The sequence below is a fragment of the Microbacterium azadirachtae genome (assembly GCF_000956505.1).
Classification (GTDB): Bacteria; Actinomycetota; Actinomycetes; order Actinomycetales; family Microbacteriaceae; genus Microbacterium; species Microbacterium azadirachtae_A.
Map to the genome: position 1 here is coordinate 234924 of NZ_JYIX01000034.1, position 23139 is coordinate 258062.

A 23139-nucleotide genomic window follows, 5' to 3' on the forward strand; every position below is an offset into this window, starting at 1 on the left:
CCGGAGTTCTCCCCAGGCTACTCCGGAGCGCCGCTCGGACCGGCGAACCCTGAGCCCTATCCTGGCGCCATGAAGACACGCAGCGTCGCGGTCGCTCTCACCGCGCTCGCCCTCGCCGCCGCGCTGGCCGCGTGCAGCCCCACGACCCCCGGCGCCGCCTCCGGAGAGACCCCCACGGCCTCCGGATCCGGCACCGCATCGTCGACGAAGACACCGTCCCCCGGAAAGAGCTCATCGCCGACGCCGACTCCGACATCGACCCCGGTCGCACTGCCGAAGGACTGCACGGCGATCCTGTCCGCCGAGGTGCGCTCCCAGCTCGGCGACACGCCGTTGAACTCCCCTGTGTTCGGCCCCAGCGGCGTGCAGTCAGACGGGAGCCTGATCTGCATCTGGGCGGATCCGAAGGCCGATACGACGAACATCACCACGACGATCTCCCGCAAGGCCCGTGGCGAGGCGCCGGACATGCTGAACGGCCTCGTCAAGACCGAGGGCTACAGCTGCTACACGCCGGACAAGGGCACCCGCTGCGAGAAGGAGTGGCAGGACACGAAGTATCCGGTCACCGACGGCCGCACGCTGTTCTGGCGCGACGACGTGCTCGTCGACACCCGCTATTCCAACCTCGCCCCGACGGGTTACACCTCGAGCATCGTGGCGAGCATTTTCCCCTGAACCCGTTCCCGCATGCGGGATCGCGAAGACCCCCGGATCCGTATGGATCCGGGGGTCTTCGTCAGACGATCAGTCCGTCAGCACTCAGTTATAGGTGCCGGGGGTGATGTCGTCGGTCGAGAACGCGTCGAAGTCGACGTAGCCGAAGTCTCCCTCGGCGTACGCACCGTCGGATGCGAAGATCCGGTTCGGGTAGCGCTCGCTCTTGGCCTCCTCGGTCGCCTCCACCGTGATGTCGCGGTAGCGGCGCAGGCCGGTCCCCGCGGGGATCAGCTTTCCGATGATGACGTTCTCCTTGAGGCCGACCAGCGGGTCGCTCTTGCCCTCCATGGCGGCCTGCGTGAGCACGCGGGTCGTCTCCTGGAAGGACGCGGCCGACAGCCACGACTCGGTCGCGAGCGACGCCTTCGTGATACCCATCAGCTCCGGGCGACCGGACGCCGGGCGCTTGCCCGCCGCGACGGTCGCACGGTTGACGTCCTGGTAACGACGGGCGTCGAGCATCTCGCCGGGCAGCAGGGTCGTGTCGCCGTGGTCGACAACGGTGACCTTGCGCAGCATCTGGCGAACGATGACCTCGATGTGCTTGTCGTGGATCGGCACGCCCTGGGAGCGGTACACGCCCTGCACGCCGTTGACGAGGTAGCGCTGCACCTCGCGGGCGCCCATGACGCGCATGACCTCCTTGGGGTCGAGCGTTCCGACCTGGAGCGGCTCGCCGACGACGACGTGCTGGCCGTCCTCGACGAGGAGCGTCGCACGCTTCAGCACCGGGTAGACCACTTCCTCGTCGCCGTTGTCAGGTGTGAGGATGACCTTCTTCGACTTGTCGGTCTCCTCGATCGTGATGCGGCCATCGGCCTCGGCGATCGGGGAGGCGCCCTTCGGGGTACGCGCCTCGAAGAGCTCCTGCACGCGGGGCAGACCCTGCGTGATGTCACCGGCGGAGGCGAGGTGGAAGGTACGCATCGTCAGCTGCGTTCCGGGCTCACCGATCGACTGGGCCGCGATGATGCCGACGGCCTCACCGATGTCCACCGTCTTGCCGGTGGCCAGCGAGCGGCCGTAGCACTGCGCGCAGACGCCGACGGCCGAGTCGCAGGTCAGCACGGAGCGGACCTTGATGGTCTCGACGCCGAGCGCGACCAGCTTGTCGATGAGCACGTCGCCGACGTCCTCACCGGCGCTGGCGAGAACCTCGCCGGACTCGTTCACGACGTCGGACGCGAGCGTACGGGCGAACACGGAGTTCTCCACGTTCGCGTCGCGCACCAGCTCGCCGGCGCTGTTCGGCGCGGCGATCGGCAGCTCCAGGCCCTTCGACGTGCCGCAGTCGTCCTCACGGATGATGACATCCTGCGAGACGTCCACCAGACGACGAGTCAGGTAACCCGAGTCGGCGGTGCGCAGAGCGGTGTCGGCGAGACCCTTACGGGTACCGTGCGTGGCGATGAAGTACTCCGCCACCGACAGGCCCTCGCGGTACGAGGAGATGATCGGACGCGGGATGAGCTCACCCTTGGGGTTGTTCACCAGACCGCGCATACCCGCGATGTTACGGATCTGCAGCCAGTTACCACGGGCGCCAGAGGACACCATCCGGTTGATGGTGTTGTCCACCGGGAAATTCGCCATCATGGCCGCCTGGACGTCGTCCGTCGCCGCGGTCCAGATCTGGATGAGCTCCCGACGACGCTCGGCGTCGGTGATGAGGCCCTTGTCGTACTGGCCCTGCACCTTCTCGGCCTGCTTCTCGTAGCCCGCGACGATCTCGCCCTTGTTCGGCGGGGTGACCACGTCGCTGAGCGCGACGGTCACGCCGGAACGCGTGGCCCAGTAGAAGCCGGCGTCCTTGATCCTGTCCAGCGACGCAGCCGTCTCGACCTTCGGGTACTCCTCGGCCAGCTTGTTGACGATCTGGGACAGCTTGCCCTTGTCGGCGACGCCGCGCACGAAGGGGTAGCCCTTCGGCAGCGTGTCGTTGAAGATCGCCTGGCCGAGCGAGGTGTCCATGAGACCGTGGCGCTCGTAGCCCTCGGGGGCCTCGCCCTCGAGGAACGTCAGACCCGGGATGCGGATGCGGACCTTGGCCTGCAGATCGAGGGTTCCCTCGTCCTTCGCCAGGATCGCCTCGCCCACGGAGCCGAACGCACGACCCTCGCCGACCGCACCGTCCTTGACCGTGGTCAGGTGGTGGAGGCCGATGATCATGTCCTGCGAGGGCAGGGTGACCGGGCGGCCATCGGACGGCTTGAGGATGTTGTTCGAGGCGAGCATCAGCACGCGGGCCTCGGCCTGAGCCTCGACCGAGAGCGGCAGGTGCACGGCCATCTGGTCACCGTCGAAGTCGGCGTTGAACGCCGCGCAGACGAGCGGGTGCAGCTGGATGGCCTTGCCCTCGACGAGCTGAGGCTCGAAGGCCTGGATGCCCAGGCGGTGCAGGGTGGGGGCGCGGTTCAGCAGCACGGGGCGCTCGCGGATGATCTCCTCGAGCACGTCCCAGACCTCGGGGCGCATGCGCTCGACGGCGCGCTTGGCGGCCTTGATGTTCTGCGAGTGGCCCAGGTCGATCAGGCGCTTGATCACGAACGGCTTGAACAGCTCGATCGCCATCGTCTTCGGCAGACCGCACTGGTGCAGCTTGAGCTGCGGTCCGACGATGATGACCGAACGGCCCGAGTAGTCCACGCGCTTGCCGAGCAGGTTCTGGCGGAAGCGCCCCTGCTTTCCCTTCAGCATGTCGCTGAGGGACTTCAGGGCGCGGTTGCCGGTGCCCGTGACGGGACGACCGCGGCGGCCGTTGTCGAACAGCGCGTCGACGGCCTCCTGCAGCATGCGCTTCTCGTTGTTCACGATGATCTCGGGGGCGCCGAGGTCGATCAGACGACGAAGACGGTTGTTGCGGTTGATCACGCGGCGGTACAGGTCGTTCAGGTCGCTGGTCGCGAAGCGGCCACCGTCCAGCTGCACCATCGGGCGCAGCTCCGGCGGGATCACCGGAACGACGTCGAGCACCATGGCGGCCGGGCTCATGCCGGTCTCCAGGAACGAGTTCACGACCTTGAGGCGCTTGATCGCACGGATCTTGCGCTGACCCTTGCCCTCGGAGATCTGCAGGTGCAGCTTCTCCGACTCGGCGGCGAGGTCGAAGGCCGCGAGGCGGCGCTGGATCGCCTCGGCGCCCATGTGGGCCTCGAAGTACTGGCCGAACCGGTCCTGCAGCTCGTGGAAGACATCGTCCTCGGGACGGAGGGCGCCGACCTCGAGGGTGCGGAAGTCCTCCCACACGCGCTCGAGCTTGACGATCGACTCGTCAGCACCCTTGCGGATCAGGGACATCTCCTTCTCGGCGGCGTCCTTGACCTTCTTCTTGGCGTCGGCCTTGGCCCCCTCGGCCTCGAGGGCCGCGAGCTCCTCCTCCAGCTTGAGCATGCGCTCGGCGATCTTGGCGTCGCGGCGGTCGCCGAGCGTCTTCAGCTCGAGACGGATGTTGTTCTCCTGGGTCGCCAGGTCGCGGTGACGCGCATCCGCATCCACCGAGATGACCATGTACGCGGCGAAGTAGATGACCTTCTCGAGGTCCTTCGGCGCCATGTCCAGCAGGTATCCGAGGCGCGAGGGAACGCCCTTGAAGTACCAGATGTGGGTGACGGGCGCGGCGAGCTCGATGTGGCCCATCCGCTCACGGCGCACGGAGCTCTTGGTGACCTCCACGCCGCATCGCTCGCAGACGATTCCCTTGAAGCGGACGCGCTTGTACTTGCCGCAGGCGCACTCCCAGTCGCGGCTCGGGCCGAAGATCTGCTCTCCGAAGAGGCCGTCCTTCTCGGGCTTCAGCGTGCGGTAGTTGATGGTCTCGGGCTTCTTGACCTCACCGTAGGACCACTTGCGGATGTCGTCGGCAGTGGCAAGGCCGATGCGAAGCTCATCGAATGTGTTTGACTCGAGCACTAGTTCTCCTGTGTCGGAATTCTTTTTGAGAAGATCGATGCTTCGTCAGGCTCGGGAACGCAGCGTCCCCGAGCCTGACGAAGGGTCAGATCTCGTCGATCGAGGCGGACTCGAAGCGGCTGGAGATGTTGATCCCCAGCTCCTCGGCGGCGCGGAAGGCCTCGTCGTCGGTGTCGCGGAGGTTGACCGTCGTGCCGTCGGCCGAGAGGACCTCGACGTTCAGGCAGAGCGACTGCATCTCCTTCATGAGCACCTTGAACGACTCCGGGATGCCCGGCTCCTGGATGTTCTCGCCCTTGACGATCGCCTCGTAGACCTTGACGCGGCCGAGGATGTCGTCGGACTTGATCGTGAGGAGCTCCTGCAGCGCGTATGCGGCGCCGTAGGCCTCGAGCGCCCACACCTCCATCTCACCGAAGCGCTGGCCACCGAACTGGGCCTTACCGCCGAGCGGCTGCTGGGTGATCATCGAGTAGGGGCCCGTCGAACGCGCGTGGATCTTGTCGTCGACCAGGTGGTGGAGCTTCAGGATGTACATGTAGCCCACGGCGATCTGCCCCGGGAACGGCTCGCCGGAGCGGCCGTCGAACAGGAGGGTCTTACCGGTCGAGTCGATCAGGCGCACGCCGTCACGGGTCGGCAGCGTCGAGTCGAGCAGACCGGTGATCTCCTCCTCGCTGGCGCCGTCGAACACCGGGGTCGCGAGCTTGGTGCCGGGGGCGACCTCGTACGCCTCCTCGGGAAGGCGCGCCGCCCACTCCGGAGTGCCCTCGATCTTCCAGCCCTGCGCCGCGATCCACCCGAGGTGGGTCTCCAGCACCTGGCCGAAGTTCATGCGACCGGGGATGCCGAGCGGGTTCAGGATCACGTCGACCGGGGTGCCGTCGGCGAGGAACGGCATGTCCTCGACCGGCAGGATCTTCGCGATGACGCCCTTGTTGCCGTGGCGGCCGGCGAGCTTGTCGCCCTCGGTGATCTTGCGCTTCTGGGCGATGAAGACCACGACACGGCGGTTGACGCCGGAGCCGAGCTCGTCGTCGCCGTCCTCGGCGTTGAACTCCTTGACCGCGATGACGGTGCCCTGCTCGCCGTGCGGCACCTTCAGGGAGGTGTCGCGGACCTCGCGGCTCTTCTCGTTGAAGATCGCGCGGAGCAGGCGCTCCTCGGCCGAGAGCTCGGTCTCGCCCTTCGGCGTGACCTTTCCGACGAGGATGTCGCCGGGGCGGACCTCGGCGCCGATGCGGATGATGCCGCGCTCGTCGAGGTCCTTCAGGAGCTCGGGGCTGACGTTGGGGAGGTCACGGGTGATCTCCTCCTTGCCGAGCTTCGTGTCGCGCGAGTCGACCTCGTACTCCTCGATGTGGATCGAGGAGAGGGTGTCGTCCTTCACCAGGTCCTGGCTGAGGATGATCGCGTCCTCGAAGTTGTGACCCTCCCACGTCATGAAGGCGACGAGGAGGTTCTTGCCGAGCGCGAGCTCGCCGTTCTCCGTGGCGGGACCGTCGGCGATGACCTCGCCGACCTCGACACGCTCACCGGCCGAGACGACGACCTTCTGGTTGTACGAGGTGCCGTGGTTCGAGCGGTCGAACTTGCGGAGGTAGAACTCCTGCGTGCCGCCCTCGTCGAGCATGACCACGACGCGGTCCGCGGAGACCTCGGAGACGACGCCCGCCTTGTCGGCGGTGATCACGTCACCGGCGTCGATGGCGGCGTAGCCCTCCATACCGGTGCCGACATACGGCGACTCGGAACGGAGCAGCGGCACGGCCTGGCGCTGCATGTTGGCGCCCATGAGCGCGCGCTGCGCGTCGTCGTGCTCGAGGAACGGCACGAGCGAGGTCGCGACCGACACCATCTGGCGCGGGGAGACGTCGATGTAGCCGATCTCCTCCGGGAGGAACATGTCGACCTCGCCGGATCCGCCCTTCGGACGTGCCAGCACGTGCGCCTCGGTGAAGCCGCCGTCCGCGTCGAGCGGGGCGTTCGCCTGGGCGATGTTGAAGTCGACCTCCTCGGCGGCGGTCAGGTAATCGATGTGCTCGGTGACCTTGCCGCCCTCGACCTTGCGGTACGGGGTCTCGATGAAACCGAACGAGTTGATCCGCGCGAACGTGGCGAGCGAGCCGATCAGACCGATGTTCGGGCCTTCCGGGGTCTCGATCGGGCACATGCGGCCGTAGTGCGACGGGTGCACGTCACGGACCTCGACGCCGGCGCGATCGCGGCTCAGACCACCGGGGCCGAGGGCCGAGAGGCGGCGCTTGTGGGTCAGACCCGCGAGCGGGTTGTTCTGGTCCATGAACTGCGACAGCTGCGAGGTGCCGAAGAACTCCTTGATCGCGGCGACGACGGGGCGCACGTTGATCAGGGTCTGCGGGGTGATCGCCTCGATGTCCTGCGTGGTCATGCGCTCGCGGACGACGCGCTCCATGCGGGACAGGCCGGTGCGGACCTGGTTCTGGATGAGCTCGCCGACGGCGCGGATGCGACGGTTGCCGAAGTTGTCGATGTCGTCGGTCGCGAGACGGATCTCCGCCTTCTTGCCCGAGCGGATGCCCTCGAAGGTCTCCACGTTCGCGTGCAGGCGCACCAGGTACTTGATCGTCTCGACGACGTCCTTGACCGTGAGGACGGACTCGTCCAGCGGGGTGTCCAGGCCGAGCTTCTGGTTGATCTTGTAGCGACCCACCTTGGCCAGGTCGTAGCGCTTGGCGTTGAAGTAGAAGTTGTCCAGGAGCGCGCGGGCGGCCTCGGCGGCGACCTGCTCGCCCGGACGGAGCTTGCGGTAGATGTCGCGGAGCGCGTCCTCCTTGGTGAGGATCGTGTCCTTCGCCAGGGTCTCCTCGATCGAGGCGAAGCCGGCGAACTCGGCGAGGATCTCCTCGCTGGTCAGGCCCAGCGCCTTGAGGAAGACGGTGACGGACTGCTTGCGCTTGCGGTCGATGCGCACGCCGACCTGGTCGCGCTTGTCGATCTCGAACTCGAGCCAGGCGCCGCGGGACGGGATGACGCGCGCGGAGACGATGTCCTTGTCGCTCGTCTTGTCGGGGGACTTGTCGAAGTAGACGCCCGGGGAGCGGACCAGCTGCGAGACGACGACGCGCTCGGTGCCGTTGATGATGAACGTGCCCTTGGCGGTCTGCAGCGGGAAGTCGCCCATGAAGACCGTCTGGGTCTTGATCTCACCGGTCTGGTGGTTCATGAACTCGGCCTCGACGTAGAGCGGGGCCGCGTAGGTCTTGCCGCGCTCCTTGCACTCCTCGATGGAGTACTTCTCGGGCTCGAGGTACGGGTTCGTGAACGAGAGCTGCATGGTCTCGCTCAGGTCCTCGATCGGGGAGATCTCCTCGAAGATCTCCTCCAGGCCGCTGGCCTGGGCGAGGTCCTTGCGGCCGGCCTTCTTGGCCTCCGCGACGCGCTGCTTCCAGGCCTCGTTGCCCACGAGCCAGTCGAAGGACTCGGTCTGCAGGGCGAGCAGGTCGGGGACCGTCAGCGTGTCGGAGATCTTGGCGAACGAGAGGCGGGAGTAGCCGCGTCCGTTCTTGATGGTGGTGGGGGTGGATGCGTTGCGAGCAGCAGCCAAGGGAATAACCTCCGTGAGCCCCGAAGGGCGTCTCGATTCCTCGTCGTCAGGTGAGTGCGCCGCGTCACACGGCCGCACGCTGAAGGCGCTCTGTCGAGGAGCGAGGACGTACGGAGTCTGCCGACCACCATATGAGGGCAGGGAGGAGCGAGGCGCAAATATCCACTATAGGCCCGATATCGCGACATGTCCAGCGCGATTCTTGACCTTCTGCCCCGAGGGGGGTATAACCACGAGCGCGCGGCGCCCGGACGCGTGGATGTCACAGGGATCCGGTATCGTCGCGAGCGTGCCCGAAACACCGTTGATCGCCTGCTTCGGCGAGGGCCTGGTGGCGCTCGTGCCCACCACGGCCGGTCCGCTGGAGAGCAATCGGACGTTCCAGCGCTCCCTGGCGGGCGCCGAGTGGAACGTCGCGCTCGCGGTCGCCTCGGCCGGCTCCGGTGCCGCCGTGATCTCCCGGGTGGGCGATGACGGCTTCGGCCGCTTCCTGCTCGCCGAGCTCGCGCAGCACGGCGTGGACGCCTCCGCGGTCGAGATCGACCCCGCGGCTCCCACGGGGCTCTACGTGAAGGAGCTCTCCGCCGAGGGCGAGGGGCCGGTGCAGAGCGCCATGCACTACTACCGGGCCGGATCCGCGGGCAGCCGGATCTCCCCCGCGACGCTGCGAACCCCCGCCGCGGAGCGGGTGCTCGCCGACGCGGCGCTCGTGCACACGACCGGGATCACCCCCGCGCTGTCCGACGGCGCCCGCGCCGCCCAGGACGAGCTGTTCGCGGAGCGCGGCGACCGGCTGATCGGCTTCGACGTGAACTGGCGCCCTGCGCTCTGGCAGGGCCGCGAGGACGAGGCGCGAGAGCTGCTCGGCGGCTACCTCGCCGCGGCCGACGTGGCGCAGTGCAGCGCGCACGACGCCGAGGCCGTCTTCGGCACCGGGGATCCGGACCGCTTGCGTGCGCTGTTCCCCGGCCCGAGGCACCTCGTCGTCACGCGGGACGACGGCGCCACCGCGTTCGACGGCGCCGAGCGCGCCGACGCCCCCGCCGTGCCCTCGACCGTGATCGAGACGATCGGCGCCGGCGACGCCTTCGCCGCGGGCTTCCTCGCCGGGGTGCTCAGCGGGCTGTCGCTGAGCGGCTGCGTGGCCAGGGCCAACCGCATCGCGACCCGCGCGCTGGGCAGCACCCGCGACCACGTGGGCTGAGCAGGGCCGCCCACCGGCGCCGGGCAGGGCCCTGTCAGGCGCCGCGCACCGCGCGGCGGGTCGCGCGCAGCGGCGCCGTCACGGTCTCCCCGCGGTGCTGCACCACGCGCACGAACAGCAGGTCGAGCACCGCGAGCTGCGCGATCCTGCTCGACATCGCGGCCATCCGCAGCGGCGATTCCTTGGCGCGCGTGCCGAGCACCACGTCGGCCACGACCGTGATCGGGGATCCTGGGGCGTTGGTCAGGGCGACCACGAAGGCCCCGGCCGCGCGCGCCACCTCGGCCGCCCTGATCGTCTCCGCCGTCGCACCCTCATGGGAGACCGCCAGGATGACGTCCTCGGTCCCGAGCAGCGAGGCGCCCGTGATCGCGATGTGCGGATCCGGTGAGTGCACGGCGACGCATCCGATCCGGGCGAGCTTGAGCTGCATGTCCTGCGCGGTGAGCGAAGAGGCGCCCTGCCCGAACAGGTGCACCTGCCTCGCGCCCGCGATCGCGACCGCGACGCGGTCCAGCGCCGCGAAGTCGAGACCCGCGACGGTGTGCTCGATCGCGCCGATCTCGCTCGCCGCCAGCTTGGCCGCCACGGCCTCCACCGGGTCGCCGGGGTCGATGACCGCATCGACGAAGCCGAAGCGCTCCTGTTCGGCCTGCGCACGCGCCACGGCGCCCGCGAAGGCGACGCGCAGCTCGCGGTAGCCGCTGAAGCCCAGCGTCTGCGCGAAGCGCGCGACGGTCGACAAAGAGGTGCGGCAGAGCTGCGCGAGGTCCGTGATGGCGAGATCCACGACGAGGGTCGGATCCGCGAGCACGCGCTCCGCGACCCTCGCCTCGGCGGCGCTCAGCCGCGGCAGTGCCCCGCGCACCACGGCGAAGACGTCCGCGTCCATCACACCCCTTCTGCCTCCCGAAGAGAGCGGATCATCGCACGGAGCCGACGAGCCTCTCCCTCGCGAGCTCGGCGCCGATCCTACTCGCAGAACCCACCTCGATCACGGGCACGCCCGCATCCTCCGCGGGCAGGCCGACGTTGACGGCCACGACCTCGGCCGCGCGCGCGGCGAACACGGCGACGAGCGCACGCTGCGCGGGGTCCGTGTCGATCCGGTCGACGAGCAGCGCGATCCGCCGGCCGTCGGCCTGCGCGAGTGCCGCATCGACGGCCGCGTCGCGCTGGGTCTCGTCCAGATGCGCGGAGTCGAGCCGCACGGTCGCCGCTCCCGCGGCGAGCGCCTCCGACACGTAGCCGGCGGCGCTGTCCACGGCGAGCGTCGAGCTGCGGCGGGCATCGACCACGAACGGAGAGTCCGCGACCTTCAGCTCCCCTCGTACGCGCAGCGCGCGGCGCACGATGCCGGCAGCGTCGTAGGCGTCGACCTCCGCGGCCTCCGCGGGGGTCGCGGCCTCGGCGAGCTTCGCCGCGAGCCGCGCCACCCTGGCACCGGCCTCGAGCACCCTTTCGCGGGACAGCGAGCCGTCCCGGAGCGCGGCGACGATCGCGTCCCGCGCCGTGCGGTAGTCGTGCTCGTCCTGATCCGGCAGGGCCGCCGCACCGGGGTTCGTCGGATTGCCGATGCAGAGGAGGTCGGCGCCCGCGGCGAGCGCGAGAACTCCTCCCCCGCCGATCCCGACGGACTCGCGGATCGCGGCCATGTCGAGGGCGTCGGTGATGATGACGCCGTCGAACCCGGCCTCCCGCAGCATGCCCAGCACGCGCGGGTTGAGGGTAGCGGGCTCCTCGCCCCAGGCGGGGACCACGATGTGCGCGGTCATCACGGCGTCCACGCCCGCGGCGATCGCGGCGCGGAACGGCGCGAGGTGCACGCGCTCGATCTCGGCCGGATCCACCGCGATGCGCGGAAGGTCGTGGTGGGAGTCGACGTGCGTGTCGCCGTGCCCGGGGAAGTGCTTGACGCAGGCGGCCACGCCGCCCGTCTGCACGCCCTCGACGGCGGCGACCACGTGCCGCGACACCAGGTCCGCGTCGGCGCCGAATGCGCGCACGCCGATGACCGGGTTGCGCGGATCCGTGTTCACGTCCGCCACCGGCCCCAGGACGACGTCGGCGCCCACGGCGCGCACGCGCCGGGCGAGCTCCGCTCCGGTCGCCTCGGTCGCGGTCACGTCGTCGAGCGCGCCGAGCTGCGCGGCGCCGGGGAGGGTGGATCCGGTCGCGGCCTCGAGCCGGGTGACGCTGCCGCCCTCCTCGTCGATGCCGATGAGCGCCTGCGGGTTCGCGGCACGGATCCCGGCGCTCAGGGCGGCGAGGTCGGGACCGATGTTCTGCGCGAAGTAGACCACGCCGGCCAGCCCGTGGTGCAGCGCCGTGTCGAGCCACGCCGGCACCGTGCGGCCGTAGAAGCCCGGCCACAGCACCGCGTTCGCGAGGCGCTCGAGCTCCGCCGTCCCGGCGTCGCCCTCGGAAACGTCGTCGTTCGCCTCTGCCACGCTCATCCCTTCACCGCTCCCGCGACGAGTCCCGAGGACAGGCGCCGCTGCACGATCACGAAGAAGATCATGACAGGCAGGGTGATGAGAGTGGAAGCGGCCATGATGCTCCCCCAGTCGTTGGAGTACTGGCCGAAGAACGACTTCAGCCCGATCGAGACCGTGTACTGGTCGGTCGCGCCGCCCAGCATCGTCATCGCGAAGATGAACTCGTTCCACGCGGTGATGAAGCTGAACACGCTCGTGGCCACGAGGCCCGGCATCACGAGGGGCAGCAGCACGGAGCGGAACATCCGCCACCAGCTCGCTCCGTCGATGTACGCGGCCTCCTCGAGCTCGACGGGGACCGCCTGCACGAAGCCGCGCAGCATCCAGATCCCGAAGGCGAGAGAGAGCGCCACGTACACGACCATGAGGCCGAGGATGCTGTTCAGCAGGCCGAGGCTCTTCACCTGCAGGAACAGCGGGATGACGAGCGCCTCCAGCGGCACCATCTGCGCGATGAGGATCATCAGCAGGATCGCGGTGCGGAACTTGAAGCGGAAGCGCGCGACGGCCACGGCGGCGAGCAGGCAGACGAAGCCGCTCACGAGGACCGTGACGAGCGCGACGATCACGGAGTTGCGCAGGAACGTCGCGAAGCCGCCGTCCGTGAGCACGAAGGCGAAGTTGTCGAGGGTGAACTCCTTGGGCAGGAGCGACTGCCCGCCGCTCGAGGCCTTCTTGTCGAAGGCGCTGGAGACCATCCAGTACACCGGGAACAGCGTGAAGAGCATCACGGCGACGACCGCGATCGCGATGCCGATGCGTCCGAGGATCGGATGACGGGATTTCACAGCTCTTCCTCCTTCATGAGGGAGCGGATGTACACGATCGTGATCCCGAGCAGGACCAGAGTGAGCAGCACCGCGAGCGCGGCGCCGAAGCCGTAGCGGTTCTGACCGAACGACTCGACGTACGACCACACACCCAGGTTCAGCACGGTGCGGTTGCCGCCGTTGCCGCCCGGCATCAGATAGACCTGCGCGAAGACCTTGAAGTCCCAGATCGTGGACAGGATGATCACGACGGAGAACACGGGCTTGAGAGTGGGGAAGATGATCTTCCAGAACCGCCGCCAGGCGCCGGCGCCGTCCAGGGCCGCTGCCTCGAGCATCTCCTTGGAGACGCCGAGCAGACCCGCGAGCACGGTCACGGCGACGAACGGGAAGCCGTGGTGCACGACGTTCAGCAGCACGATCGCGTAGAACGACCACTGGTTCGTGAACCAGTTGACCTGTCCGTCGATGAGACCGAGGTCCTTGAGCACCGAGTTGAACACGCCCTTGTCGGCGTCGAAGATCCACACCCACACATAGGTTCCGGTGACGGCGGGCATCGCCCAGGCGACCATGATGCAGCTGGAGACGATCGTGCGCCACACCGTGCCGAGGCGGGCCAGCAGCAGCGCGACCAGCGTGCCGACGGTGACGGTGACGAAGACGGCGACCACGGCGAAGCCCACCGTGTTCGGCAGGACCACGGTCCACAGCGTCTTGTCGGTGAGCGCCTCGACGTAGTTGTCGAACCCGATGAAGTTGGTCCGGCCGGTGTTGATCTCCCGCAGGCCGTAGTCCTGCAGCGAGTAGATCACGACCTGGACGAGGGGCCACAGCATGAGCGTGGCCAGGATGAACAGGCCGGGTGCGAGCAGCAGCCACGGCCGCGCGGTCACCCAGCTGAGCTTCTTCTTCCGCGACGGCGGGCCGCCGGCCGCGGCCTCGGAGCGGGACTCCGAGGACGCGGCCGGTCGTGGTGCGTGCACCGTGGACATACGGGGATCCGATTACTTCTTGTTGAGCAGGTCGGTCATCTCGGTCGCGGCGTCCTTCGAGGCCGTCGCGACGTCCTTCTGACCGCTGAGGATCGCCTGGATCATCGAGTTGGTGGTCTTCTTCGCCTGCACGGCGCCGAAGTTCGGGGTCACCGGCACCGAGGCGCCGCCCTCCACCATCTGCTTCGCGAACGGCGCGACCAGCGGGTCCGTCGACTTCAGGGACTCGGCCATGGCCGACTGCACGCCCGGGAAGTAGCCGGTCTCATCCGCCCACTGCGTGGCGAACTTGCCGGTGGTCATCATCTTCACGAACGCCCACGCGAGGTCGGGGTTCTTGGTGTTGTTGAAGATCGACAGGTGCGAGCCGCCGAGGACAGAGGGGGCGATGCCGCCGTCCTTGCCCGGGATGACCGCGGCGCCGATCTTGCCCTTCAGCTCCGGGTTCTTCTCGATGAGCGACTTGGGCGTCCACGATCCGGAGAGCATCATCGCGACGTTGCCCTGGCTGAAGGAGTCACGCAGATCGGTCTCCTTCCAGGTGGTCGCGCCGGCGGAGGAGAAGCCGTGCTTGAGCGCGAGGTCCGTGTAGAACTGGATGCCCTCCTGCGACTTCTTGCTGTCGAGCTGGCTGGTCCACTTCCCGCTCTTGTCGGTGGCGACCTCGCCGCCCGCGCCCCAGACCCACGGGTACACCAGGAACTCGGCGTCGCCCGGAACCGGGAAGGCCATCATCTCGGGGTGCGCGGCCTTGATCTTCTCGCCGGCGGCGACGATGTCGTCCCAGGAGGTCGGCGCCTTGAGGCCGAGCTCGTCGAAGACGTCGGTGCGGTAGACGATCGAGCGCACACCGGCGTACCAGGGCATGCCGTAGAGCTCCTTGTCGTAGGTGCCCGCGACCTTGAGGCCCTCGACGAGGTCCTTGGACAGGCCGCTCTCCGCGTCGACGTACTTGTCGATCGGCAGCAGCGCGCCGGCGTCGGCGAACTCGGCGGTCCAGGTGGTGCCGGTCTCCGCGATGTCGGGGGTGGTGCCGCCGGCGATCGAGGTCACGAAGCGGTCGTGGGCGTCCGCCCACTGCACCTCTTCGACCTTCACGTCTGCGCCGGTCTCCTTCTTGAACTCCGCCGAGACCGCGTCGTAGAACGCGGAGGAGTCGGGGTTCGTGCCCTTCATGATCCAGACGTTGAGCGTCTTGCCCTTGCCGTCGACGGGACCGCTGGTGGCCGCGGGGGTGCTGCCGCCGGAGCAGGCTGCCAGGCCCAGCGTCGCCACGACGCCGAGTGCCGCGACGGACAGAATGCGCTTGTGCATCGGGTGAATCTCCTCTTTGAAATCGCTGGGCGAACGTGCCAGTAGGAAAAAGTATCCACGCTGAACAAACTCTCTGCAAGTTTCTTCCAAGCCTGTGATCGAGCCGTGACCTGCGCGCGTCGACCGCCCTGGGCGCGAGGATCCGCGGGCGGCCGCGCCCGCGGCCGCACCGCCGTAGGCTCATCGCATGGGCAGAGCGCGTGCGAAGGACACCGAGCATCCGGCCGCACGGCTGGCATCGGGCGGGATCGCACGGGTCGTCCCCGCGGAGTTCGGCGGCGGCTTCGAGCTGCTCATCGAGGACACTCCGCAGTCGCATGTCGACCTCGCGGATCCCACCCACCTGCACTTCGAGTACATCGTGCGGATGGGCGCCCTGATCGACCAGCTCGCCTCCCCTGGCGCGCCGATCACGGCCGTGCATCTCGGCGCCGGCGCGATGACCCTCCCCCGCTACATTGCCACGACCAGACCCGGATCCCGCCAGCAGGTCATCGAGCTCGAGGCCCCGCTCGTGGAGCTCGTGCGCGAGCATCTCCCGCTGCCCCGCGGCGCCGCGATCCGGATCCGCATCGGCGACGCCCGCGAAGGCGTGCACCGCCTGCCGCCGGCGCTGAACGGGGCGGTCGACCTCGTCGTCGCCGACGTCTACTCCGGGGCGCAGACCCCCGCGCACCTGACCAGCGTGGAGTTCTACACCGAGCTCGCCCAGCTGCTGGGATCCGCCGGCGTCCTGCTCGTGAACGTCGCCGACGGTCCGGGGCTCGCGTTCGCCCGTCGGCAGGTGGCGACCATCCGCGCGGTGCTTCCAGAGGTCGCGATCCTCGCCGACGCGCAGATCCTGAAGGGGCGCCGCTTCGGCAACCTCGTGCTCGCGGCGTCGAGGGGCCCGCTTCCGGCCGACGCGCTGCCGCGGATCCTCGCCGCGGGTCCGCACCCGGCCAAGCTCGCGCACGGCGCCGAGGTGGTCGCCTTCGCGAAGGATGCGGCGATCGTCACCGACGCGACCGCGGTGGCCTCGCCCCGGCCGGACGCCGGGCTGTTCCTGCGCTGATGCCCTCCCCCTGAGCCGATCCGCGGCGTCAGCGGCCTTTCGATCGGACGCCGGCCACCGGTTTCTCACGGCACGCCCTGGGGCCTTCGCGGATGCGCCGGATCGGGAGGCAGACTGGAGGGCACGGCGAGGCAGTGCAGGAGGACGGGCGCGTGGGCTACATCAAGGGATACGACCCGGACTCTCTGCGCGAGCTGGTGGATCCGGCCGAGTGCGAGGCGCGTCTCGAGGAGATCGCCGACCTGCGCAGCCTGCCGTCGATGCTCGAGCGGGTGTGGCTGCTGAAGGTCCTCGGCCGCCTGGACGACGCCCTCCGCCTCGCGGATGAGGCCGTGCGGCAGGCGCGCATGGCCGGCACCCGCAAGGACCTGCTGCGTGCGCGCGTCCTGCGCGCGACCGTGCAGCAGTACCGCCGCGCGCACGCCTCCGCCGACCACGAGCTGGCCGCCTGCGTGGCCGAGGCGGAGGGACAGGGGTGGGTCCCCATCGCCGCCTTCGCACATCAGCACCGCGGCCGCAACGCCTTCGAGGCCGGCGAATACGACCAGGCCCGCGAGAGCTTCAAGCGCACGGTGTTCCTGCGCCGCGAGGCCGGAGCCGACGACGCGGCGCTGGAGGCGGCGCTGCTCGCCGTCGACACGGTCGAGCGCCGCCGCGACCCCGTCGTCGTCAACGGCTGACGCGGTCTTCGTCGCCCGCTGACCCGGCTCCGCGGACGGAGCGGAGCGCTGATCCGGGCGTTCGCGCCGGAATGTCGCCGGCGTCCCCTAACGTGAATGCATGGCCGAGTTGGAACGAGTCCGGATCTGGGGCGAAGCGCTCATCCGGCTGCATCTCGATCCCACCTGGTCATTCGGCTTCGACAACGCCAAGCGCCGGGCGGGCGCCTGCAACTACCGCGACAAGAGGATCACCGTCTCGCGCTACCTCGCCGCCCGGTTCGACGACGACGAGATCCACCAGGTGCTCCTGCACGAGGTCGCCCATGCCGTCGCCGGCCACGACGCCGCGCACGGCGCGGCCTGGAAGCGGGTCGCCCGGTCCCTGGGCTACGACGGCGGGACGACGCACCATGGCGAGACCGCGACCGACCTCGCCCCGTGGGTGGGCCGCTGCCCGACCGGCCACGTGACGTACCGGCATCGGCGGCCGACGCGGGCGTCCTCGTGCGCGCGCTGCTCGCGGCGCTATGACGAGCGCTTCCTCCTGGTCTGGACCCGCCGCGAGATCACCGCGGCCGACCGCCGGGCGGCGGTGATGCCGCGATGACGACGACCAGCCTGAAGCTGCGGCATGTGCAGTTGAAGTTCCGGATCCCGGCGAGCGCCGACGCCGCCTGGGCCGCGCTGCATTCGCCCGCCGTGCTCACGGCGCTCTACGCGCCGGTGCTCGTGGTCGAGCCGCTCACGCACGAGGACGAGGGCTCGCTGCTGCACAGCGCGGTGCGGCTGCGCCTGTTCGGTCTGGTCACCGTCGGCACGCAGCTGATCGGGGCGTACGACGAGGTCCGCGAGCACAAGGGCGAGACCGTGCGGATCCTCCGCGACAGCGGCATACCGCTCACCGGGCCGCTCTCCTCGCTCGATGTCTGGGACCACCGGATGGCCGTCTCGGAGCTGCCGGACGGCCGGGCGCTCTGGCGCGACCGGCTCGTGTTCGGCGGGCCGGGTTCCCTCCTGCTGCTGCCCGTGCTGTGGGCGGCGTGGCAGTGGCGCGGATGGCGGATCCGCCGCCTCTCCCGCACCTGGGACAGGGCCGCGGAGATCCCCCGCGGCCCTGAGCCCCTCAGTCCGCGGCGAGCGCCTCGACCGGGGCGACGCGGGTGGCGAGGCGGGTCGGGGCGGCGGACGCCACGAGCGTGAGCACGGCCGTGCAGGCCACGATCGCGACCACCGGCACCCACGGCACGACCGGCGGGATGAGCCCCGCCGGCTGGAAGTCGGGCATCGACGGGACCGAACCGAGCAGCGACTGCGCGGCGATCCAGCCGTAGGCGACACCCAGCACGAGGCCTGTCGCGGTGGCGGCGATCGTCACATGCGCCGCCTCCAGCAGCACCATGCGGCGCACCTGGCGGCTGCTCAGCCCGATCGCGCGCAGCAGGCCCAGTTCGCGTCGGCGCTGCACGACGCCGATCGTGAGCAGGTTGACCAGCCCGACCGCGGCGATCACTGCCGACACCGCGACCAGCACCATCATCACGGTGCCGAACGCATCGAACGGGGCGAAGAACCCGGGCGGCAGGTCCTCGGCGCTCGTGCGCACCATGAGCGCCTTGGCCGACTCCAGCGCGACCGCGAACATCGTCACGAGCGTGACACCCATCACGACGCCGATCGCCATCCGGCTCGACCGCTCGGGGTGGCGCAGCGCGTTCTCGGCCGCGAGCCGAGCCGTCGCGCCGCGACCGAAGAGGCGCCCCACGAGCCGCAGCACGGGCGGCATCACGAGCACCGACCCGATCGCGAGCCCGCTGAACGAGAACACCCCGCCGAAGAACGCGACCACGACGCCGAGCGGCGAGGACAGCCCCACCACGACACCGCCGGCCAGCAGCAGGCCGCCGAGCACGAACATCGTGATCGCCCCGAGATGCCTGGTCCCGCCGGCACCGGTCTCGGCGACCGTGCGCTCCGCGGAGCCCGCGAGCGCCTGCAGCGGGGTGACGGTCAGCACGCGCCGTGATCCGGCCCACGCGGCGAGCCACGTGGTCAGTGCCACGCCGACGGCGGGGATCAGCGCCCCCGGCTGCAGCGGCGAGAAGCCCTGCGGCGGATGGTCGAAGGCGAGGGATCCGATCGCCGCGCCGCCCCAGCTCAGCAGAACCCCGGCGGCGAGTCCGAGCACGGCGCCGATGACACCGACCGCGAGGCCCTGCCCCGCGACCTCCGACCGCTGCGACTGCGCCGAAGCGCCGATCAGCCGCATCAGCGCGATGCGGCTGGTGCGGCCGGCGACGATGGTCGCGAACGTGTTGGCGGTCACGATGGCGGCGACGTACATCGCCACGGCGGTGAGCAGCACCGAGAGGATCCGCACCACGTAGGCGAGGGTCTCGCTGTCCCCGAGGAACGGATCGTTCTGCAGCAGGGCGCCCAGGTAGAAGGTGGTGTCGACGAGGATCACGCCGAACGCGGCGGTGAGCGCGGCGACGAACACGCTCGAGCCCATGCCGCGCTCCCGCAGGAACGCGAGACGCGACGGGGTGAGCGGCGTCTCGAGCAGCGTCGGGGCGAGGACGGTCATGCGAGCGCTCCGCTCCGCTGAGCTGCGGGCGCGGGGACGGCGGCCGTGGCAGGCACGGCGGTCATCGCGGGTGCGTCCGTCGGGGCCGGCGCGCCGCCGAAGAGCATGAGCGCGGCGATCTCGTCCGCGGTGCGGCGCGGGTGGTCGGCGACGATCCGGCCGTCGCCGAGGAACAGCACGCGGTCGGCGTAACTGGCGGCGACCGCGTCGTGCGTGACCATCGCGATGGACTGGCCCTGCTCGCGGCTCGCGGTGGAGAGCAGCTGCAGCACTTCGCGCCCTGAGGCGGAGTCGAGGTTGCCGGTGGGCTCGTCCGCGAAGACGAGGTCGGGCGCCGTGGCGAGCGCCCGGGCGATCGCGACGCGCTGCTGCTGCCCGCCGGACAGCTGGTGCGGGCGGTGCCGCAGCCGCGGCCCGATGCCGAGGATCTCGACGAGGGAGTCGATGCGGGCCCGCTCGATCGCGGACGGGCGCCGTCCGTCGAGCTCGAACGGCAGCAGGATGTTGCCGAGCGCGTCGAGGGTCGGCACCAGGTTGAACGCCTGGAAGATGAAGCCCACGCGTCGGCGGCGGAGGATCGTGAGGTCGAGGTCGCCGAGGCCGCTGATCTCGGTGTCGCCGATCCACGCCCGCCCCTGGGTCGGGGTGTCCAGGCCCGCCATGATGTGCATGAGCGTGGACTTGCCGGAGCCGGATGCTCCCATGATCGCCGTGAACTGGCCGCGGCGGATGCCGACGCTGACGTCGTCGAGGGCGCGCACCGCACCCTCGCCCGATCCGTAGGTCTTGGTGAGGTGCTGGACGCGGGCCGCAAGACCCAGGTCGGTCGTCGTGATCTCCATGCCTTCGACGCTAAGGATCCGCCCCCTCCCGCCGCGTCGCTCTCTGGATCCATCCCCGTACATCGCAAGGATGATCCGCCCCGTCCTCCCCGCTCCCGTCTGCGCCCCTCGCTGCTCCCGTCTGCGCCCCTCCCTGCTCCCGTCTGCGCCCCCTCCTACTTCCGAGTCGTCCCTGTGAGCGCACGCCAGGGGGTCCGCTCACAGGGACGACTCGGAAGTGGGGCGGACTCAGGCGGGGGCGCCGGAGGGCGAGGCGGATGAGGAGGATGCGGAGGGTGAGGAGGGGGCGGAGACGCCGCGGCGGAGGAAGCGGGCGAGCAGGATCAGGGCGACGACGCCCGCGACCAGGGCGATCGCGCCGTCGCTGAGGCGCACGCCGACGCCGGCCACCGCGAGGCCGCGAACGACATCGAGGACGATGGACAGCGCACCCCATCCGAAGCCCACCAACCCCACGCCGAGGAACGCCACGGCGCTCGCGACGAGCAGCATGCGACGGTCCTCCCGGGCGATCGGCACGGCGCCACGGAGGCGTCGCACCAGCAGCCAGGCCGCCAGCAGCACGACGCCGAGGATCCCGGCCGCGAGCCGCTCGGAGACGATCTCGTCGGAGTGGTGCATCGCGGCCGCGGCGGCGCAGCTGCCCGCCTGCGGGAAGAAGCCGAGGAAGTCGGCGCACCGCGCGGTCGTGTACGTCACCCCGTTCACATCGCCGGCGAGGAACGCGGGACCCCAGATCGCCTCGAGCGCCCACGAGACCAGCCCGCTGAGCCCGATCACCACGAGGCCCAGCGAGACGACGAGCCACCCGCCGCTGAGCAGCCCCACGGCGCGGCGTCGCGGAGAGCGCGCCTTGGCGACGGCGGCGGGGTCCCCGAATCGTCGCACCGCGAGCTCCGCGGCCTCGGCGGGATCCATCCCCTGCGCCTGCAGCGCCGACTGCGCGTCGCGCAGGTGCCCGTCCGTCTCGGCGAGCAGGCGCCAGGTGTCCTGGCCGGCGCCCAGCCGGTCGGCGAGCCGGGCCACGTAGCGGTCGATCGCGTCGGTCATCTCACACCCCCTGCACGGCCGGGCGGATCGCGGGCGCCGCGAGCGTCGACGCCACGCCGTCGGCGAAGCGCTGCCACGCCCCGGTCTCGCGGGTCAGCTGCGCGGCGCCGGCCGCCGTGATCGCGTAGACCCGGCGCCGGCGGCCGTCGTGCACCCACTCGCTCGTGATCGCACCGGACCTCTCCAGGCGGTGCAGCGCCGGGTACAGCGAGCCCTCCGGCACGTCGAACTCGCCGCCGCTCGCGGTACGCAGCGCCTCGGCGAGCGCGTAGCCGTGGGCGGATCCGCGAGCGAGAGTCGCCAGGACCAGCATCTCGAGATTGCCTCGGAGTCGTTCGTCTGCCATGAGGCGACTTTACCTAGACTGTCGATGCATAGACAGCCTTCGTTGCTGGGAGTTCGCCCAGGGACGCGACACCCCAGCCCAGCCCGGCCTGAGCCCGGCCGGCCTCCGGCAGGGCCTGGTCCGCCGGCTACATCGATCCGGTCCAGGCGTGCGTGGAGACGCCGACGGCGTTCCAGGCGTTGATCACGACGATGAGCGAGACGAGCGCGCCGAGCTCCTCCGGGGAGAATCGCGTGGCGGCGGCCGCCCAGTCCGCGTCCGGCACGTGGGTCTCGGAGAGGCGGGTGATGCTCTCGGTGAGCGCGAACGCGGCGCGCTCGCGCGCGGTGAAGAAGGGCGACTCCTGCCACACGGCGACGGCGGCGATGCGGGCGGCGGTGTCGCCGGCCTTGGCGGCGTCCCCCGAGTGCAGGTCGACGCAATAGCTGCAGCCGTTGATCTGCGAGGCCCGCAGGCGCACCAGCTCGCGCAGCCGGGCGTCGATGCCCGCCGCATCGAGCTCGCGGACCATCGCGGCGTCGAGCCCGGCGAGCGCGCGGGAGAAGCGCGGCGCGACCGTGTCGATGTCGAGACGGACGGGGATCGGGACGGTCGGCTCGGTCTGGGTCGAGGTCTCGGTCATGGTCATGGTCATTCCTTTCGTCTCCTTCAGACTCGACGATCCGGATCCATCCGTCCAACAGCTGATACCTATCGCTATCATCTGTTTCAGAGATGGAACTTCACCAGCTGCGCTACGTCCTGGCCGTCGTCGAGACGGGATCCTTCACGGCGGCCGCCGAACGCGTGCGCGTCAGCCAGTCGGGGGTGAGCACGCAGGTGCAGAAGCTCGAGCGCGAGCTCGGCATCGCCCTGTTCGACCGCTCCTCCCGCCGGGTCGCCCTCACCCAGGAGGGCGAGCGTCTGATGCCCGCGATCCGCGCCGCCCTCGAGGCGTTCGGGGAGATCGGCGCCACAGCGGCCGACCTGCGCGGGCTGCTGCTCGGATCCCTCCGCGTCGGCACCGTGTTCGGGCTCACCTGGCCGCGGTTCTACGACGCCCTCGCCGAGATCAGCTCGGCGCATCCGGGGCTCGAGCTGCGGTTGCGCGAGGACACGTCCGCGCAGCTGATCGGCGCGATCCGTCGCGGCGAGATCGACCTCGCGCTCGTCGCCTGGGCCGAGCATCCGCCGGAGGGCCTCGGATCCGCGGTGGTGTTCGACGATCCGATGGTCGCGGTGGTCGCCCCGTCGCACCCCTGGGCGGCGCGGCGCAGGATCCGCCCGGACGAGCTGGTCGGCATGGACCTCATCGCGCTCCCTGAGGGCACCGGCGATCGGGCGGCGCTCGACGCGCTCCTCTCCGGGCGCCCGGGCGCGGGAGCGCCGCACTGGGAGGTGTCCACGCCCTCCGCGGTCGAGAAGCTCGCGGTGCGCGGGCTCGGGGTGGGCGTCGTCAGCGCCGCGACGTGCCGCCGCTGGGAGGGCATCCGCGCGATCCCGATCGACGCGCCGGACGTGCGCTCGCGCCTCGGCGTGGTGTGGCGGGCGACCCCGACCCGCGCCGCCCGCGCCCTCCTGGAGCTCCTGCACCCCGACGAGTGACCCCGATGCCGCCCCGACCAG

The 23139-nt window shown here is 70.2% G+C and carries 19 protein-coding genes; 7 read left to right on the forward strand and 12 right to left on the reverse strand.

Annotated features, from left to right (window positions below; genetic code table 11):
• Positions 1-69: 69 nt before the first annotated feature.
• Positions 70-678 carry a hypothetical protein gene (locus RS86_RS10000; RefSeq protein ID WP_045272072.1) on the forward strand — a complete coding sequence of 203 codons (609 nt, stop codon included), beginning with the start codon at positions 70-72 and terminating at the stop codon, positions 676-678.
• 84 nt (positions 679-762) lie between these two features.
• On the opposite strand, the gene rpoC is transcribed toward RS86_RS10000, so the two are convergent.
• Both rpoC and RS86_RS10010 read right to left on the reverse strand, forming a co-directional pair.
• Positions 763-4629 (reverse strand): DNA-directed RNA polymerase subunit beta', encoded by a 3867-nt coding sequence (gene rpoC / locus RS86_RS10005; RefSeq protein WP_045272073.1) that lies wholly within the window; start codon positions 4627-4629, stop codon positions 763-765.
• An 85-nt stretch (positions 4630-4714) separates the two neighbouring features.
• A complete protein-coding gene (locus RS86_RS10010) occupies positions 4715-8215 on the reverse strand; it encodes a DNA-directed RNA polymerase subunit beta (RefSeq protein WP_045272074.1) in 3501 nt (1166 codons plus the stop codon).
• Between the two features lie 289 nt (positions 8216-8504).
• On the opposite strand from RS86_RS10010, the gene RS86_RS10015 reads away from it, so the two are divergent.
• Positions 8505-9419, forward strand: coding sequence for a sugar kinase (locus tag RS86_RS10015; protein ID WP_052680197.1), 915 nt, complete (start codon positions 8505-8507; stop codon positions 9417-9419).
• 34 nt (positions 9420-9453) lie between these two features.
• On the opposite strand, the gene RS86_RS10020 is transcribed toward RS86_RS10015, so the two are convergent.
• From RS86_RS10020 to RS86_RS10040, 5 genes are read right to left on the reverse strand one after another with little or no spacing between them, the layout of a single operon-like run.
• A complete protein-coding gene (locus RS86_RS10020) occupies positions 9454-10311 on the reverse strand; it encodes a MurR/RpiR family transcriptional regulator (protein WP_045272075.1) in 858 nt (285 codons plus the stop codon).
• A gap of 31 nt (positions 10312-10342) precedes the next feature.
• Positions 10343-11869 (reverse strand): glycoside hydrolase family 3 protein, encoded by a 1527-nt coding sequence (locus tag RS86_RS10025; protein WP_235281735.1) that lies wholly within the window; start codon positions 11867-11869, stop codon positions 10343-10345.
• Between the two features lie 2 nt (positions 11870-11871).
• Positions 11872-12645 carry a carbohydrate ABC transporter permease gene (locus tag RS86_RS10030; protein ID WP_045272129.1) on the reverse strand — a complete coding sequence of 258 codons (774 nt, stop codon included), beginning with the start codon at positions 12643-12645 and terminating at the stop codon, positions 11872-11874.
• A 56-nt stretch (positions 12646-12701) separates the two neighbouring features.
• Positions 12702-13682: a carbohydrate ABC transporter permease gene (locus RS86_RS10035; protein ID WP_045272077.1), complete on the reverse strand. Its 981-nt coding sequence runs from the start codon at positions 13680-13682 to the stop codon at positions 12702-12704.
• A gap of 12 nt (positions 13683-13694) precedes the next feature.
• Complete coding sequence (locus RS86_RS10040; protein WP_045272078.1) at positions 13695-14996, reverse strand: sugar ABC transporter substrate-binding protein; 1302 nt, start codon at positions 14994-14996, stop codon at positions 13695-13697.
• 187 nt (positions 14997-15183) lie between these two features.
• On the opposite strand from RS86_RS10040, the gene RS86_RS10045 reads away from it, so the two are divergent.
• The 4 genes from RS86_RS10045 (at position 15184) to RS86_RS10060 (ending at position 17912) form a co-directional block, all read left to right on the forward strand.
• A complete protein-coding gene (locus RS86_RS10045) occupies positions 15184-16050 on the forward strand; it encodes a spermidine synthase (RefSeq protein ID WP_045272079.1) in 867 nt (288 codons plus the stop codon).
• Positions 16051-16202: 152 nt separating this feature from the next.
• Positions 16203-16730, forward strand: coding sequence for a hypothetical protein (locus tag RS86_RS10050; RefSeq protein WP_045272130.1), 528 nt, complete (start codon positions 16203-16205; stop codon positions 16728-16730).
• 100 nt (positions 16731-16830) lie between these two features.
• The gene (locus tag RS86_RS10055; protein ID WP_045272080.1) at positions 16831-17319 is read left to right on the forward strand and encodes a SprT-like domain-containing protein; all 489 of its coding nucleotides are present in this window, start codon (positions 16831-16833) and stop codon (positions 17317-17319) included.
• Positions 17316-17912, forward strand: a complete 597-nt coding sequence (locus tag RS86_RS10060; protein ID WP_200892783.1) for a hypothetical protein — start codon at positions 17316-17318, stop codon at positions 17910-17912. The genes RS86_RS10055 and RS86_RS10060 overlap by 4 nt, the downstream gene beginning before the upstream one ends.
• Here RS86_RS10060 and RS86_RS10065 read toward each other — a convergent pair.
• The 5 genes from RS86_RS10065 to RS86_RS10085 form a co-directional block, all read right to left on the reverse strand.
• Positions 17836-19296 carry an ABC transporter permease gene (locus RS86_RS10065; RefSeq protein ID WP_045272081.1) on the reverse strand — a complete coding sequence of 487 codons (1461 nt, stop codon included), beginning with the start codon at positions 19294-19296 and terminating at the stop codon, positions 17836-17838. The genes RS86_RS10060 and RS86_RS10065 overlap by 77 nt on opposite strands.
• Entirely contained in the window at positions 19293-20138 is an 846-nt protein-coding gene (locus RS86_RS10070; protein WP_045272082.1) for an ABC transporter ATP-binding protein, read from the reverse strand. Before RS86_RS10070 ends, RS86_RS10065 begins: the two co-directional genes overlap by 4 nt.
• 228 nt (positions 20139-20366) lie before the next feature.
• Positions 20367-21188, reverse strand: a complete 822-nt coding sequence (locus RS86_RS20625; RefSeq protein ID WP_045272083.1) for a permease prefix domain 1-containing protein — start codon at positions 21186-21188, stop codon at positions 20367-20369.
• A 1-nt stretch (position 21189) separates the two neighbouring features.
• Positions 21190-21534 (reverse strand): PadR family transcriptional regulator, encoded by a 345-nt coding sequence (locus RS86_RS10080; protein WP_045272084.1) that lies wholly within the window; start codon positions 21532-21534, stop codon positions 21190-21192.
• Between the two features lie 127 nt (positions 21535-21661).
• A complete protein-coding gene (locus RS86_RS10085) occupies positions 21662-22162 on the reverse strand; it encodes a carboxymuconolactone decarboxylase family protein (RefSeq protein ID WP_235281736.1) in 501 nt (166 codons plus the stop codon).
• An 86-nt stretch (positions 22163-22248) separates the two neighbouring features.
• Here RS86_RS10085 and RS86_RS10090 point away from each other — a divergent pair, with 86 nt between their 5' ends.
• Positions 22249-23118: a LysR family transcriptional regulator gene (locus tag RS86_RS10090; protein WP_045272085.1), complete on the forward strand. Its 870-nt coding sequence runs from the start codon at positions 22249-22251 to the stop codon at positions 23116-23118.
• Positions 23119-23139 lie beyond the last annotated feature (21 nt).

Excerpts from the sequence above, each read along its gene's own strand:
- RS86_RS10000 (WP_045272072.1), top strand. The coding sequence starts at position 70 with ATGAAGACACGCAGCGTCGCGGTCGCTCTCACCGCGCTCGCCCTCGCC.
- RS86_RS10020 (WP_045272075.1), bottom strand. The coding sequence starts at position 10,311 with ATGGACGCGGACGTCTTCGCCGTGGTGCGCGGGGCACTGCCGCGGCTG.
- RS86_RS10030 (WP_045272129.1), bottom strand. The coding sequence starts at position 12,645 with ATGCTCTTCACGCTGTTCCCGGTGTACTGGATGGTCTCCAGCGCCTTC.
- RS86_RS10035 (WP_045272077.1), bottom strand. The coding sequence starts at position 13,682 with ATGTCCACGGTGCACGCACCACGACCGGCCGCGTCCTCGGAGTCCCGC.
- RS86_RS10040 (WP_045272078.1), bottom strand. The coding sequence starts at position 14,996 with ATGCACAAGCGCATTCTGTCCGTCGCGGCACTCGGCGTCGTGGCGACG.
- RS86_RS10045 (WP_045272079.1), top strand. The coding sequence starts at position 15,184 with ATGGGCAGAGCGCGTGCGAAGGACACCGAGCATCCGGCCGCACGGCTG.
- RS86_RS10055 (WP_045272080.1), top strand. The coding sequence starts at position 16,831 with ATGGCCGAGTTGGAACGAGTCCGGATCTGGGGCGAAGCGCTCATCCGG.
- RS86_RS10060 (WP_200892783.1), top strand. The coding sequence starts at position 17,316 with ATGACGACGACCAGCCTGAAGCTGCGGCATGTGCAGTTGAAGTTCCGG.
- RS86_RS10065 (WP_045272081.1), bottom strand. The coding sequence starts at position 19,296 with ATGACCGTCCTCGCCCCGACGCTGCTCGAGACGCCGCTCACCCCGTCG.
- RS86_RS10070 (WP_045272082.1), bottom strand. The coding sequence starts at position 20,138 with ATGGAGATCACGACGACCGACCTGGGTCTTGCGGCCCGCGTCCAGCAC.
- RS86_RS20625 (WP_045272083.1), bottom strand. The coding sequence starts at position 21,188 with ATGACCGACGCGATCGACCGCTACGTGGCCCGGCTCGCCGACCGGCTG.
- RS86_RS10080 (WP_045272084.1), bottom strand. The coding sequence starts at position 21,534 with ATGGCAGACGAACGACTCCGAGGCAATCTCGAGATGCTGGTCCTGGCG.
- RS86_RS10085 (WP_235281736.1), bottom strand. The coding sequence starts at position 22,162 with ATGACCATGACCGAGACCTCGACCCAGACCGAGCCGACCGTCCCGATC.
- RS86_RS10090 (WP_045272085.1), top strand. The coding sequence starts at position 22,249 with ATGGAACTTCACCAGCTGCGCTACGTCCTGGCCGTCGTCGAGACGGGA.